This is a genomic window from Mesorhizobium sp. M4B.F.Ca.ET.017.02.2.1 (assembly GCF_003998955.1).
Classification (GTDB): Bacteria; Pseudomonadota; Alphaproteobacteria; order Rhizobiales; family Rhizobiaceae; genus Mesorhizobium; species Mesorhizobium abyssinicae.
In genome coordinates this window covers 1-14,564 of the sequence record NZ_RZOF01000136.1, presented here as the reverse complement: position 1 = coordinate 14,564, position 14,564 = coordinate 1, and the positions used below count along the sequence as shown (strand labels likewise).

The window sequence follows — 14,564 nt, the reverse complement described above, 5'->3', positions numbered from 1 at the left end:
ACCGCGGTGAAACTCGACCCGATCGACCTCAAGATCCTCGACGCGATCCAGCGCGACGGGCGCATCACCAAGCTGGCGCTGGCCGACAAGGTCGGCCTGTCGCCGACACCGTGCTGGATGCGGCTGCGCAAGCTGGAGAAGGCGGGCATCGTCTCGGGCTATCATGCCTCGGTCGCCATGCGAGCGGTGGCGCCGGTGGCGACCGTGCTGGTGGAGGTGACGCTGGCCAGCCACCGCCAGGCCGATTTCGACCGTTTCGAGCGCGTCGTCCGCGACATCCGCGAGATCGTCGCCTGCTGGTCGGTGGGTGGCGGCGTCGACTATGTGCTGAAGGTGATGGCGCGTGACATCGACGCCTATCAGCGGCTGGTCGACAGCCTGCTCGAGCGCGAGATCGGCATCGACCGCTACTTCACCTACATCGTCACCAAGACGGTGAAGGAGGAGACGGTGCTACCGGTGGCGGATCTGCTGCCGGGGCAAGGTTGAGTCGGTCTCGCGATCAGCTTGGAGATTGGCCGAACGTCCGCTGCTTCGCCCCAGGGTGACGAAGCGGAGGAGGCTCGGCCAGTTTTCACGGTTCGGTACTCACCGCCGGCCGTCGCGCTAGAGAGATCATCTGCGCCCAAGGGTCATTAGAGACAATCTCTCTACCTGCGGCTGCCGAAACAGCCTCTCTGTCTCGACCGCGCGGCTAGTCTCTCCGTATCGCCTCGGCACCGGGAGACCTGATCGATGTCCGCGCATCTTGCCCGCACGAACCGCCATGAAGCCCTCGACGGCCTTTCCGACCGCCGGCTGCTGCGGGCGCTCGCCTATGTCGACAGCCACTGGACGGCGAGCGAGGCGGCGGAAAGTTTCGCGGTCACCGATCCGGCGACCGGCTCAGCGATCGCCTTCGTTGCCGCGCTCGATGCAGGGCAGACCACGAAGGCGATCGATGCCGCGTCCCGCGCCTTTCCGGCGTGGCGGGCGCTGCTGCCGCAGGAGCGCTCGAAGATCTTGCGAAAATGGTTCGAGCTGATCATCGCCGCCAAGGACGATCTGGCGCTGCTGATGACGCTGGAGCAGGGCAAGCCGCTGAAGGAATCGCTGGGTGAGATCGACTACGCCGCATCCTTCGTCGAATGGTATGCCGAAGAAGCCAAACGCCTCAACGCCGAGAGCGTCAGCAGCCATCTGCCGAATGCCGAGATGACCGTGCGGCGCGAGCCGCTCGGGGTCGTCGGCGTCGTCACGCCGTGGAATTTTCCCTCGGCGATGCTGACCCGCAAGGCGGCGGCGGCGCTTGCCGCCGGCTGCACCATCGTCGCGCATCCATCCTCGGAAACGCCGCTCTCGGCGCTGGCGCTGGCCGAGCTCGGCGAGCGCGCCGGGCTTCCCACCGGCGTGTTCAACGTCGTCACCGGCGAGGCGCGCAAAATCGTCGGCGCGATGTGCGCGGATGCCCGCGTCCGCGCCATGAGCTTCACCGGCTCGACCGAAGTCGGCCGGCTGATCGCGGCACAGAGCGCGCCGACGATGAAGCGGCTGGTGATGGAGCTCGGCGGCCATGCGCCGCTGATCGTGTTCGACGATGCCGACATCGACAGGGCTGTGACGATTGCGCTCGACGCCAAATTCGCCACCTCAGGCCAGGATTGCCTCGCCGCCAACCGCATCTATGTGCAGCGGCCGATCTACGAGCGGTTCTGCGCCGCCTTTGCCCGCCGCATCGAGGCGCTGAAAACCGGCAATGGGCTTTCCGGCGATGCCGACATCGGGCCGCTGATGCACGAGCGCGCCGTCCAGAAGGTGGAGGAGCAGGTCGCCGACGCGCTCGCCCGCGGCGCGCGCTGCCTGGGCGGCGGCGGGCGCCATGCCGCCGGGCCGCTGTTCTATCAGCCGACGCTGCTCGTCGATGTGCCCGACGAAGCGCTGATCATGCGCGAGGAGACGTTTGGCCCGGTCGCGGCGGTGACGCCCTTCGACGACGAGGCGGAGGTTGTCGCCCGCGCCAACGCCACCGAATACGGCCTGGTCGCCTATGTCGTGACCGAAAATGGCGCCCGGCAGGCGCGCATGGGCCGCGCGCTGGACTACGGCATGGTCGCCATCAACCGGGTGAAGATCACCGGCGCGCCGATCCCGTTCGGCGGCGTCAAGCAATCCGGGATCGGCCGCGAAGGTTCGCGCCACGGGCTCGAAGCCTTTACGGACCTCAAATATCTTTGCCTGGACGTGGCGTAAGGCGCGTCGATATTCAGGTGATGCCGGCCTGCAAATGGCGGCTTCCTGCGCTTCCGGTGCTCACGTACCAAAGGTACGCTCCGCTCCGGTTCTCGGAATCCACCATTTTCGACTCGGCCTGACCTGAATCTCGACGCACCTTGGGCCGCGCAAGGCGATCTTTCTCAAGGAGTCAAAAAATGCTTGAACAGTCCAACGAACTTGCCGCCTGGGATCGCGACCACTTCTTCCATCCCTCGACGCATATGGGCACCCACGCGCGGGGCGAGTCGCCGGCGCGCGTCATGGCCGGCGGTGAGGGCGTCACCGTCTGGGACAATACCGGCAGGAAGAGCATCGACGCCTTCGCCGGCCTCTATTGCGTCAATGTCGGTTACGGCCGCCAGAAGATATCGGATGCGATCGCCGAGCAGGCGAAGAACCTCGCCTATTACCACGCCTATGTCGGGCACGGCACCGAGGCCTCGATCACGCTCGCCAAGATGATCGTCGACCGTGCGCCCGAGGGCATGTCGAGGGTCTACTTCGGGCTCTCCGGCTCGGACGCCAACGAGACCAACATCAAGCTGATCTGGTATTACAACAACGTGCTCGGCCGGCCGGAGAAGAAGAAGATCATCTCGCGCTGGCGCGGCTATCACGGCTCCGGCGTGATGACGGGCTCACTGACCGGGCTCGACCTGTTCCACAATGCCTTCGACCTGCCGCGCGCGCCGATCCTGCACACCGAGGCACCCTATTATTTCCGCCGCGCCGACCGCGCGCAGAGCGAGGAGCAGTTCTCGCAACATTGCGCCGACAGGCTGGAAGAGATGATCCTCGCCGAAGGGCCGGACACGGTCGCCGCCTTCATCGGCGAGCCGATCCTGGGCACCGGCGGCATCGTGCCGCCGCCGGCCGGCTATTGGGAAAAGATCCAAGGTGTGCTGAGGAAGTACGATGTGCTGCTGGTCGCCGACGAGGTGGTGACCGGCTTCGGCCGTCTCGGCACCATGTTCGGCTCCGACCATTACGGCATCAAGCCGGACCTGATCACCATCGCCAAGGGGCTGACCTCGGCCTATGCGCCGCTTTCCGGCGTCATCGTCTCCGACAAGGTCTGGCAGGTGCTGGTCAAGGGCGCCGACAAGCTCGGCTCGCTCGGCCATGGCTGGACCTATTCGGCGCATCCGATCTGCGTTGCCGCGGGTGTGGCCAACCTTGAACTGATCGACGAGATGGACCTGGTCACGAACGCCGGCGAGACCGGCGCCTATTTCCGCGCCGAGCTGGCCAGGGCCGTCGGCGGCCACAGACATGTCGGCGAGGTGCGCGGTGACGGCATGCTGGCGGCGGTCGAGTTCGTCAAGGATCGCGACGACCGCGTGTTCTTCGATCCGGCGCTGAAGGTGGGGCCGCAGATCGCCACGGCGCTCGCGGCCGGCGGCGTCCTCGGCCGCGCCATGCCGCAGGGCGACATCCTCGGCTTCGCACCGCCGCTCTGCCTGACGCGCGAGGAAGCCGACACGGTGGTGGCGAAGACGGCCGACGCGGTGAACAGCGTGTTCGCCGGACTCTAATTTGACCGTCGCCGCCGCCCCTCATCCGCCTGCCGGCACCTTCTCCCCGTATAGTGACGGGGAGGGGGGAGAAGCTTCGACGCTGGAGCCCCCTCTCCCCGTCCTTCACGGGGAGAGGGTAGGGTGAGGGGCAGCGCCAACCTATATTGAGTTGGAGCCAACATTCATGACATCCCATCTCCCCATTCCAGCCACCATGGCCGCCGTGCAGCTCACCGGCCATGGCAGTCCGGAAAAGCTCGTCTACCGCACCGATGTGAAGGTGCCCGCGCCGGCCGCCGACGAAGTGCTGGTCAAGGTCAGGGCCTGCGGCATGAACAACACCGATGTCTGGGTGCGCCAGGGCGCCTATGGCACGGAAGAGGACGCGGCGGCGGTGTCGACCTGGCGCCGGCAAGGCAACACGCTTGTCTTCCCGCGCATCCAGGGCACCGACACGGTGGGCACGATCGCCGCCGTCGGCGACGGCGTGTCTGCCGACCGTATCGGCGAGCGGGTGATGGTCGACTTTTCCATCTACAACCGCGACGACGATTCGCTGGCCGACATCGACTATATGGGCCACGGCCGCGATGGCGGGTACGCCGAGTATCAGACCCTGCCGGCCGAGAACGCGCATGTCGTCGACACCGATATGAGCGACGTCGAGCTCGCCACCTTCTGCTGCGCCTATCTCACCGGCGAGCAGATGCTGGAGCGCGCGGCTTTGAAGGCCGGGGAGCGGGTGCTGGTCACCGGCGCTTCGGGCGGCGTCGGCTCGGGCATCGTGCAGCTGGCGCGGGCGCGCGGCGCCATCCCCTATGCCATTGTCGGCAAGGGCAAGGAGCAGGCGGTGCTCGATATCGGCGCCGAGAGGGTGATTACGCGCGGCGTCGCGGGTCTGCCGGCCGCCGTCACCGAGGCGACCGGCGGGCAACCCATCGATGTCGTCGCCGACCTGGTCGGTGGCGCGATCTTCAACGATTTGCTGCGCATTCTTCGGCCGGAGGGGCGCTACACGACGGCGGGCGCCATCGCAGGGCCGGTGGTGCAGCTCGACCTCAGGACGATGTATCTGAAGCAGTTGCAGCTCAACGGCTCCAGCCAGGGCACGCGAGCCGACTTCCGCCGCATCGTGCGCTACATCGAGGACAGGAAGATCAAGCCGCTGGTCGGCGGTGTCTACAGGCTGTCGGACTTCCACCGCGCCCAGGCCGATTTCATCGCCAAGGATTTCGTCGGCAAGCTGGTGGTGGTGCCGGACGCGATGTGGGCTCGCTGAGCGCGAGCCGCCCGTCGCCCGACCGCTTGCCGGCGCATAGGCGCGCCCTAGATGCCGCCCCTAGCTACGGGGGCGGTCGGCAAGACATGCCTCAAGCCTCCATGCTGATATTGACATCGGTCAAAGTTGCACACTAAACCTTGCTGCGTAATCGGTTACGTAACCGATTACGGATCAATCAAGTGGAGGAAAGCATGAGCAAGGATCCAAACGCGTCCGGTCTCGATCTAGGCCAGTTCTCGCGCCGTCAGTTCCTCAAGACCAGCGCATTGGCGGCCGGCGCCCTGGCGCTGCCGTTCGGGCGGGCGCTCGCCGCCGACAAGCCGAAGGTCGGCCTGGTCATGAAGTCGCTCGCCAACGAGTTCTTCAAGCAGATGCAGGCCGGCGCCGAAGAGTACGCGGCCAAGAACAAGGACAAGTTCGATTTCGCCGCCGTCGGCATGAAGGACGAGCGCGACTTTGCCGCGCAGGTCGACGCCATCGAGAACTTCATCACCCAGAACTTCAACGTCATCGTGGTCGCGCCGGCCGATTCGAAGGCCATGGTGACGCCGATCGCCAAGGCGCTGAAGGCTGGCATCAAGGTCATCAACATCGACGTCTCGCTCGATACCGAGGCCAAGAAGAAGGCCGGCATCGACCTCGCCTTCTTCGGTCCGGACAACCGCGCCGGCGCCAAGCTCGCCGGCGATGCGCTCGGCAAGGCGCTGGGCAAAGGCGGCAAGGTCGTCATCCTCGAGGGCAATCCCGAGGCCGACAACGCCAAGGAACGCAAGCTCGGCTTCGACGATGCGGTGAAGGAACACGGCCTCGACCTGCTCGATTCGAAGACCGCGCATTGGGAGACCGAGGAAGCCAACACGCTGATGACCAACTTCATGACCCAGCACCCCGACATCCAGGGCGTGATGGCGGCCAATGATTCGATGGCGCTCGGCGTCGTCAAGGCGATCGACGCGGCCGGCAAGTCCGGCCAGATCAAGGTGGTCGGCTTCGACAACATCCCGGCGGTCGGGCCGCTGCTGAAGGAAGGCAAGATGCTGGCCACCGTCGAGCAGTATGGCGCGCAGATGGCCGCCCTCGGCATCGACTACGGCCTGCGCGAGCTCGCCGGCGAGAAGTTCTCCGGCTGGGTCAAGACCGACATCAAGCTGGTCACCGGCTGAGGCGGGCGAAGAGGCACCGGGCATTTAATGGCTGGTGCCATCGCTGCGCTTACCTCATCATCGCCGCCGGCAATTCCGGCGGCGGTGACGGCGCGCCGACGCCGCCTTGGCGGCCGAACGGCGCAATCCAGGATTTTGCTGCATGGATGACGCGATTCTTTCCCTTCAAGGGGTCGGGAAGATCTTTCCCGGCGCCGTCGCGTTGAGCGACGTCTCGCTGTCGATCGCGCGCGGCGAAACCCATATCGTGCTCGGCGAGAACGGCGCCGGCAAGTCGACGCTGATCAAGCTGCTCGCCGGCATCCACCAGCCGGACAGCGGCGCGATCGCCTTCAACGGCCAGCCCTACCAGCCCAAGACGCCGCATGACGCGCATCAGACCGGCATCCGCATCGTGCATCAGGAGCTAAACCTGCTCCCCTATCTCAGCATCGCCGAGAATCTGATGCTGGAAAGCCTGCCGCGCCGCCGTTTCGGCATCGTCGACGGCAAGGCGCTCAACCGGCGCGCCCTGGCGCTGCTGAAGGAGGTCGGGCTCGACATCGATCCGCGGACGCGCGTCGAGGCGCTCGGCGTTGCCCAGATGCAGCTGGTCGAGATCGCCAAGGCGCTGAGCTACGACAGCAAGCTTCTGGTGCTCGACGAGCCGACGGCGACGCTGACGCCGCCCGAGATCGAGCGCCTGTTCGCCATCATCAAGCGGCTGAAGGCCAAAGGCGTCACCATCATCTACATCTCGCACCGCCTGCACGAGGTGTTCGAGATCGGCGACCGGGTGACGGTCCTGCGCAACGGCAGGCTGGTCGCCACCCGCGACCTGCACGGCCTCACCGTGCCCGACCTGGTGCGCATGATGATCGGCCGCGACATCGCCGACGAATACGGTTTCGACACTTCGATCGTGCCGGGCGAGGTCGCGCTCAGCGTGGCGAACCTGAAGCGCGACGCCACGACACCGGCGATTTCCTTCGATGTGCGGCATGGCGAGATCCTCGGCGTCGCCGGGCTGGTCGGCAGCGGCCGGACGGAAGCCATGCGCGCCCTGTTCGGGGCCGATCCGAAACTCGATGGCGTCGTCGCCATTGACGGCAGGCCGGTGGCGATCACGGCGCCCAAGGACGCGGTCCGGCATGGCTTGAGCCTGCTGACCGAGGACCGCAAGGGGCAGGGCCTGCTGCTCGACCTGCCGGTGGACAAGAACATCACCATCACCGATCTCGGCAAGGTCTCGCGCCACGGGCTGGTCAACCGCAAGGCGGAGGCGGTGGCGGCGACCGACCTGGTCGGCCAGCTGCGCGTCAAGGCAAGCTCGATCGAGCAGGCGGTGCGCAACCTGTCCGGCGGCAACCAGCAGAAGGTGGTGTTGGCCAAATGGCTGTTCCGCGGCACCTCGACGCTGATCCTCGACGAGCCGACACGCGGCGTCGACATCGGCGCGCGGCGCGAGATCTACCAGCTCTTGTGGATGCTGGCGGCGGCTAAGAAGGGCATCATCATGGTGTCGTCCGACCTGCCCGAGCTGATGGGCATGTGCCACCGCATCGTCGTCTTTTCAAAAAACAGAATTGTCGGCGAGGTGCCGCGCGCCGAATTCGACCAGGAGCGCATCCTGTCGCTCGCCTATCAGGAGTATGTGCGACCATGAGCGAGACGTCCGAAGCAACCGTGTCGGCGCCTGTTTCCCCCGGCCGGGCGAAATTCCTGCGCTTCCTCATCCGCGATGCCGGCGTGCTCCTGGCGCTGGTGCTGATCACCGTGTTCTTCTCGGCCAGCGCGCCCTATTTCGCGACGCCCGGCAACGCGCTGAAGATCTTCGTGCAGATCGCCATCAACACGGTGCTGGCGGCCGGCATGACCTTCGTCATCCTCACCGGCGGCATCGACCTGTCGGTCGGCTCGGTGCTGGCGCTGTGCACGGTGGTGGGCGCCACCATCATGATCAACGAGAGCCTGTCGCCGGCGGTGGCGATCACGCTGGCGCTGCTGGCCTGCATGGCGACGGGTGCCGCCTGCGGACTGCTCAACGGCTGGATCTCGACGCGCTGGAAGATCCCCTCCTTCATCGTCACGCTCGGCATGCTCAACATGGCCGCAGGCGCGGCGCGCGTGGTCAGCGACAATTCGACCATCACCGGCCTGCCGCAGAGCTTCGTCGATTTCGGCAATCTGATCATCGGCGGCTTCCTGCCCTCGATCTTCCTGGTCGCGGTGCTGGTGATCGCGGTCGGCTGGTTCGTGCTGCGCTTCACCGTCTTCGGCCGCATGATCTTCGCCGTCGGCACCAATGACGAGGCGGTGCGGCTCTCGGGCCACAATCCGGATTTCTACAAGGTCGCGGCCTTCACCATCAGCGGCCTGACCGCCGGCATCGCGGCCATGGTCTATCTGCTGCGCCTCAACATCGGCAGCCCGATCGCCGGCGTCGGCTACGAGCTCAACGCGATCGCCGCGGTCATCATCGGCGGCACCAGCCTCAGCGGCGGCAAGGGCTCGATCATCGGCACGCTGGTCGGCGCCTGCATTTTGCAGGTGCTGAGCACCGGCCTGCAGCTTCTGGGCGTCGGCGACAATTTCAAGCCGATCGTGATTGGGCTTGTCATCGTGCTCGCCGTCATCCTAGACGCATATAGGGAGAGGCTGTTGCGCAAGATACGCTAGGCTTTCCGTCCGGATTTGCGTGGGAAATGTAGGAGCGCTGGGACCAGGGGCCATGACAACGATCGCCGATGTCGCGCGTTACGCGGGGGTGTCCGTCGCAACGGTCTCGCATGTGATGAACCGCACGCGCCATGTCGAGCCGGAGACGGCCGAGCGCGTGCGCACGGCGATCGCCGCCCTGCGCTACAGCCCGAATTCGCTGGCGCGGAGTCTCAGGCGCGGCGAGACCAAGACCATCGGCCTGCTGCTCCCCGACAATTCCAACCCGTTCTTCGCCAGCGTCGCGCGCCAGATCGAGGATGCCGGGTTCGTCGCCGGCTATACGGTGATCCTGTGCAACTCCGACGGCAGCGCCGAGAAGGAGGAGCGTTATCTGTCGGTGCTGATGGCCAAGCAGATCGACGGGCTGATCTTCGCCGGCTCGTCCGACCATGCGGGGGTGTTCTCGCGCCTCGCGCCCGACGTGCCGGCGGTGCTGCTCGACCGCGAGATCCATTCCGTCCATGTCGATTCCGTGCTGGTCGACCACGATCACGGCGGCTATCTCGCCGGCCAGTATCTGGTCGGGCTCGGGCACAAGCGGATCGGCGTCATCGGCGGCCCGCGCGATTCGAGCTCCAGCCCGGCGCGCCTGCGCGGCTTTACCCGGGCGCTGCAGGAAGCAGGCGTCGACCTGCCGGCTTCTGCAGTGGTCGATTCCGACTACCATTTCGCCGGCGGCCGCCTGGCGATGGAGCGGCTGCTGACGCAGGCGCCCGACATCACGGCGGTGTTCGCCTGCAACGATCTGATGGCGATGGGCGCGGTCACGGCGCTGCGCTCGCGCGGATTGCGGGTTCCCGACGACATGTCGATGATCGGCTTCGACGACATCCCCTACGCGGTCACCACCTGGCCGCCGCTGACGACGATCGCGCAGCCGGTGGAGAAGATCGGAACGCGGGCGGTCAGCCTGCTGCTGGAGCGCGTCGCCGAGCCGGCCGCGCATTCGCGCCGCGAAATCCTGATGCCGGTCCTGGTCGAGAGGGAAAGCTGCGCGCCATTGCGCGGGTAGTGCGTAATCTCCCCCCTTGAGGGGGAGATGTCGCCGAAGGCGACAGAGGGGGTCGCTGCGCATGAAGCGCCAACCTCCATCTGCACAAGCAGGCCGAGCCCAGTCGAACCGACCCCCTCTGGCCTGCCGGCCATCTCCCTCTCAAGGGGGGAGATACGTGCTCATTCCCTCAAGCCGCCGGCTGCAAACCTGCTCTCAGCAGCATGCCGAACAGGTCGCGCGGCTCGTCGGGGTCGGCGAGCAGGTCGAGCTCCTCATAGAGGCCGGTGGCCTGGAGCTGGTCGCGGACATAGCGCAGGGCGGAAAAATCCTCGGTGGCGAAGCCGACGGAATCGAACAGCGTGATCTGCTCCGGCGCCTTGCGCCCTTTGGCCTTGCCGGTCATCACCTGCCACAGCTCGGTCACCGGATGGTCGGCGTCGAGCTGCTGGATTTCGCCCTCGATGCGGGTCTGCGGCGGGAACTCGACGAAGATGTCGGAGCGCAGCAGGATGTCGCGATGCAGCTCCGTCTTGCCGGGGCAGTCGCCGCCGACGGCGTTGATGTGAACGCCGGAGCCGACCATGTTGTCGGTGAGGATGGTGGCATACTGCTTGTCGGCGGTCACCGTGGTGATGATGTCGACGCCTTCGACCGCGTCCTGGCCGGTCGCGCAGATGGTGATGTCGAAACCCTTGCCGGCGAGGTTGCGGGCGCACTTTTCAGAAGCCGAACGGTCGATGTCGTAGAGCCGCAGCCTGTCGATGCCGAGCAGCGCCTTGAAGGCGATGGCCTGGAACTCGGACTGGGCGCCGTTGCCGATGATGGCCATGGCGCGCGAACCCTTCGGCGCCAGATATTTGGCCGCGACGGCGGAAGTGGCGGCGGTGCGCAGCGCCGTCAGGATGGTCATTTCGGTCAACAGCATCGGATAGCCGGAGCCGACATCGGCCAGCACGCCGAAGGCGGTGACCGTCTGGCGGCCCTCGCGCATGTTCTTCGGATGGCCGTTGACATATTTGAAGCCGTACATCTTGCCGTCGCTGGTCGGCATCAGCTCGATGACGCCGTCATGGCTGTGCGAGGCGATGCGCGGCGTCTTGTCGAACAGCTCCCAGCGGCGGAAATCCTCCTCGACATAGGCGGCAAGCTCGGTGAGGAAGCGCTCGACGCCGATGGCGAGCACCAGCTTCATCATGCGGTCGACGCTGACGAAAGGGACGATGGCAAGGCGGGACGGCTGGGTCATGATCAGAGGCTTCCGGAATGGCTGCGGGTCGGGCGGTCCATGATGCGGCGGCCCATCAGGCTGGCGGTGAGGTCGACCATCAGCGTGGCGGTGCGGCCGCGCTCGTCGAGGAACGGGTTGAGCTCGACCAGGTCGAGGCTGGTGACCAGGCCGCTGTCGGACAGCATCTCCATCACCAGATGCGCCTCGCGGAAGGTGGCGCCGCCGGGCACGGTGGTGCCGACGGCCGGGGCGATCGACGGGTCGAGGAAATCGACATCGAGGCTGACATGCAGCAGGCCGTTTTCCTGCTCGACCTTGGCCAGGAAGGCGCGCAGCAAGGGCGCAATGCCATGCTCGTCGATGGTGCGCATGTCATGCACGGTGACGCCCGCCTCGTTCAGCGCGCGGCGCTCGGCCGGATCGACGCTGCGCAGGCCCATGGCGCAGATGCGGGCAGGATCGACGGTCACAGGTAGATCCGGGAAATAGCCCTTGAAGCCGGCCTGCCCGCTCGCATAGGCGAGCGGCACACCGTGCAGATTGCCGCTGGTGGTGGTGTCGAGCGTATGGAAATCCGGATGCGCGTCGAGCCACAGCACGAAGAGCGGCCGGCCGAGTTCCGCCGCCCGGCGCGCGACCCCGGATACCGTGCCGGCGGAGATCGAATGGTCGCCGCCGAGGAAGATCGGCATCGCTTCGCGGGACGCCGCGTAGGCGGTGTCGGCGATCGCCGCCGTCCAGGCGGAAATCTCCGGCAGCGCTTTCAGCGCAAGATTGCCGTGGACAACCGCGCGCGCCTCGGCCTTCTCGACCGCGCCCCAGTCCTCGACCTGATGGCCGAGTTCCGACAGCACCGAGACCAGCCCGGCCGTGCGCAGCGCGCTCGGCCCCATCTCGCATCCCATTCTGCCCGCACCGTCCTGCACCGGCGCGCCAACGATCCTGCAGCGCATGATTCTTTCCGTCCTTGCGATTGATCGCAGGAATGAACCATCATCCGGTGGCGGTTTGAACAGGCGAAATTGGCATTTCGAGAAGGCTGATCTATCATATTGGACAAACGGGTTGATCGAAATGGGCAATCATGGATGCGCTTGACGAAAGGCTGGTGACGCTGCTGAGGCACGATGCGCGGCGCAGCGTCTCCGATCTCGCGGTCGACCTCGGCGTGTCGCGCGCGACGGTTCGATCGCGCATGGCGCGGCTGGAAAAGTCGGGCGATATCATCGGCTACACGGTGGTGCTGCGCGCCGACGCCGTCGACCAGCGCATGCGCGGCGTGATGATGATCGAGATCGAGGGCCATGCCGCCGACCGCGTGATCCGGGCGCTGGGCGGCTTCCCTGAGGTCTCGACCATCCACACCACCAACGGCCGCTGGGACCTGGTGGTCGAGCTTGGCACCGCGTCGCTGACCGATTTCGACGCGGTGCTGCGGCGGATCCGGCTGATTCCGGGGATAACGGGGAGCGAGACCAGCTTGCTGCTGGCGACGCCGAGGACGACCCGGGCGAGGCTGGCTTAGCCCGGCAGGGTATTGGTCAACGGCTGGTCGTGGCCGCCACTTTGCGAAGCTGGCCAAGGCTCGACGCGAGTTTCTGCCCGTCTCGTTTTAGGACCGCCAGTTTGGCTTCGGCTTCGGACTGCTCTAACGCCAGTGTGGTGAGGTCAGGCTGACGCGAGCGGATCGACAGCGAACGAATGAGTAAAATCCATCGGCCGTTATGCTCGACCGTCACCTTGACCGTCCCGTGACACAGCAAGGTCCGGAACGCCTCATGCTTTTCGCGATACTGTGAAAGTTCACCAAGGGCGTGCCGGCCGGCCTCCTCAAACGGGCCGCCGGGGCTGATCGCTGCCGCCAAGTCTTCGAACCTTTGCCCGATGAGGTGACGCAAGCGCACTGCGATCCCGCCCTGTGCCGTGGCGCTCAACGCAAGCAGTGTCTCGGTCACCGCCATTTCGACCATCGAGAAATGGTGCATACAGGCGCCACGCCAGGAATTGACCTCGCAGAAAGTCGCATCCCAATCAATTGACTGCAGCGATGGTGTTGTTTCGTCGGAGGTAACGGTCATTTATTCTTGATAGCATCAGATAGACAGTCCTGACAGCTTTGCCCCGACCATGGATGACCAAACCGGCGCGTGGCCGGCTTGCCCCGAGGGCGCTGTGCTGCCGGACATCCGCTCGACGCCGCGATTCCACGCTGTGTTGGCGGACGGCGCGGGCGCGGTTGGCATGGTAGAGGCGGCAGACGTCAGGAGTGGGCGGCGACGCGCTTCCTTTGCGTCGCGCCTTTCCCCTATTCTCCGGGGTATGAGCCGAGCCATAAATCGTGGGAAACCAGCGCGATGCTGAAGATAATCGCGGCCGGGGTCGGCCTCGGCCTTATCGGGTTCCTCGTCGCGATTTTCACCATGGGCGCCGGGCACGGAACGAATGTCCCGGGTTTCATCGTGGTCCCCTGGGTGATGCTGCTGATGATGGCTGGCGCTGGCGCCTTGCCCGGGTTGCTCAGCGCCTGCGTCCAATTCACGATCTATGTTGCGCTGATCCGCTTCAGGCCGCTGCTTGCGCTGCCCGTCGGGATCCTTCATTGCGTCGCCGCGGTATGGGGAATGGCGCGCAACGGTATCTTGTTCTGAAGGGTCCAAACGCGAAAAAGCCGCGGCGAACCGCGGCTTTTCGTTTGCTTGATTCCCCTAGAGGAAACTGGAGCGGGTGAAGCGATTCGAACGCTCGACCCCAACCTTGGCAAGGTTGTGCTCTACCCCTGAGCTACACCCGCTCACGCGGCTTTGGGCCGCAAGCCGGGCCTATATGGCTGAAGAGCGCGGCGATTGCAACAGGGAAATGACGGGCTTTTTTCACCTAGCTCGACAGGGCTAGAGGCTCCCTTGCGGCAGATGCGGGGATTCGTCGGCTTGCCCAGGCGACGGTCTTGTCTCGGTGCGGTGATTGGCCGTAAACGGCGTAGCCGGAGCCGAGACCAAGCGCGACAGAAGTGAGGACCGATGCCGAAGACCGAAGCCGAGCTCAATGCCTTTCTTGCCGACCTCGGCATCGGCGTGTCGACGATCCGCCATCCGCCGCTCTACACGGTCGCCGATTCGCAGGCGCTGCGCGGCGAGATCGCCGGCGGCCACACCAAGAACCTGTTCCTCAAGGACAAGAAGGACAATTTCTTTCTCGTCACCGTGGATGAGGAGGCGGAGGTCGATCTCAAGCAGATCCATCATCTGATCGGCGCCGCCGGCCGCGTCCCGTTCGGCAAGCCGGAAATGCTGATGGAACTGCTCGGCGTCATTCCGGGCGCGGTCACCGTCTTCGGGCTGATCAACGACAGCGAGCGGCGGGTCAAGGTCTTTCTCGACCAGGAGTTGATGAGCCATGCCGTCATCAACGCGCATCCGCTGACCAACGA

At 65.7% G+C, this 14,564-nt stretch carries 14 protein-coding genes and 1 tRNA gene; 11 read left to right on the top strand and 4 right to left on the bottom strand.

All coding sequences use genetic code 11. The features are described from left to right. The first annotated feature begins 6 nt into the window (after nt 1-6). From EN738_RS17640 to EN738_RS17605, 8 genes are all read left to right on the top strand, one after another. Complete coding sequence (locus tag EN738_RS17640; protein ID WP_127284798.1) at nt 7-489, top strand: Lrp/AsnC family transcriptional regulator; 483 nt, start codon at nt 7-9, stop codon at nt 487-489. Nucleotides 490-735: 246 nt separating this feature from the next. After that, the gene (locus tag EN738_RS17635; protein ID WP_127284797.1) at nt 736-2,229 is read left to right on the top strand and encodes an NAD-dependent succinate-semialdehyde dehydrogenase; all 1,494 of its coding nucleotides are present in this window, start codon (nt 736-738) and stop codon (nt 2,227-2,229) included. Between the two features lie 179 nt (nt 2,230-2,408). Next, on the top strand, nt 2,409-3,788 hold the full coding sequence (locus EN738_RS17630) for an aspartate aminotransferase family protein (protein ID WP_127284796.1): 1,380 nt from the start codon (nt 2,409-2,411) through the stop codon (nt 3,786-3,788). A 166-nt stretch (nt 3,789-3,954) separates the two neighbouring features. Next, nucleotides 3,955-5,049 (top strand): alcohol dehydrogenase family protein, encoded by a 1,095-nt coding sequence (locus tag EN738_RS17625; protein WP_127284795.1) that lies wholly within the window; start codon nt 3,955-3,957, stop codon nt 5,047-5,049. A 194-nt stretch (nt 5,050-5,243) separates the two neighbouring features. Continuing rightward, nucleotides 5,244-6,215 (top strand): sugar ABC transporter substrate-binding protein, encoded by a 972-nt coding sequence (locus tag EN738_RS17620; protein WP_127284794.1) that lies wholly within the window; start codon nt 5,244-5,246, stop codon nt 6,213-6,215. Nucleotides 6,216-6,357: 142 nt separating this feature from the next. Continuing rightward, nucleotides 6,358-7,860, top strand: a complete 1,503-nt coding sequence (locus tag EN738_RS17615; protein WP_127284793.1) for a sugar ABC transporter ATP-binding protein — start codon at nt 6,358-6,360, stop codon at nt 7,858-7,860. Next, a complete protein-coding gene (locus tag EN738_RS17610) occupies nt 7,857-8,873 on the top strand; it encodes an ABC transporter permease (protein WP_127284792.1) in 1,017 nt (338 codons plus the stop codon). Before EN738_RS17615 ends, EN738_RS17610 begins: the two co-directional genes overlap by 4 nt. A gap of 52 nt (nt 8,874-8,925) precedes the next feature. Then, complete coding sequence (locus EN738_RS17605; RefSeq protein WP_127284791.1) at nt 8,926-9,927, top strand: substrate-binding domain-containing protein; 1,002 nt, start codon at nt 8,926-8,928, stop codon at nt 9,925-9,927. Between the two features lie 169 nt (nt 9,928-10,096). On the opposite strand, the gene EN738_RS17600 is transcribed toward EN738_RS17605, so the two are convergent. Further along, on the bottom strand, nt 10,097-11,155 hold the full coding sequence (locus EN738_RS17600) for an ornithine cyclodeaminase (RefSeq protein ID WP_127284790.1): 1,059 nt from the start codon (nt 11,153-11,155) through the stop codon (nt 10,097-10,099). A gap of 2 nt (nt 11,156-11,157) precedes the next feature. Beyond that, nucleotides 11,158-12,090 carry an arginase gene (rocF, locus tag EN738_RS17595; protein ID WP_127284789.1) on the bottom strand — a complete coding sequence of 311 codons (933 nt, stop codon included), beginning with the start codon at nt 12,088-12,090 and terminating at the stop codon, nt 11,158-11,160. Between the two features lie 131 nt (nt 12,091-12,221). On the opposite strand from rocF, the gene EN738_RS17590 reads away from it, so the two are divergent. After that, nucleotides 12,222-12,662, top strand: a complete 441-nt coding sequence (locus tag EN738_RS17590; protein WP_127284788.1) for an Lrp/AsnC family transcriptional regulator — start codon at nt 12,222-12,224, stop codon at nt 12,660-12,662. Nucleotides 12,663-12,678: 16 nt separating this feature from the next. Here EN738_RS17590 and EN738_RS17585 read toward each other — a convergent pair whose 3' ends face one another. Then, on the bottom strand, nt 12,679-13,215 hold the full coding sequence (locus EN738_RS17585) for a hypothetical protein (RefSeq protein WP_127284787.1): 537 nt from the start codon (nt 13,213-13,215) through the stop codon (nt 12,679-12,681). Nucleotides 13,216-13,491: 276 nt separating this feature from the next. Between EN738_RS17585 and EN738_RS17580 the strand changes: the two genes are divergently transcribed. Continuing rightward, entirely contained in the window at nt 13,492-13,785 is a 294-nt protein-coding gene (locus tag EN738_RS17580) for a hypothetical protein (RefSeq protein ID WP_127284786.1), read from the top strand. Between the two features lie 68 nt (nt 13,786-13,853). Here EN738_RS17580 and EN738_RS17575 read toward each other — a convergent pair. Next, nucleotides 13,854-13,928 (bottom strand) — tRNA-Gly (locus tag EN738_RS17575). Between the two features lie 226 nt (nt 13,929-14,154). On the opposite strand from EN738_RS17575, the gene EN738_RS17570 reads away from it, so the two are divergent. Further along, on the top strand, nt 14,155-14,564 hold a 410-nt coding region (locus EN738_RS17570; protein ID WP_127284785.1), incomplete at its 3' end, for a YbaK/EbsC family protein.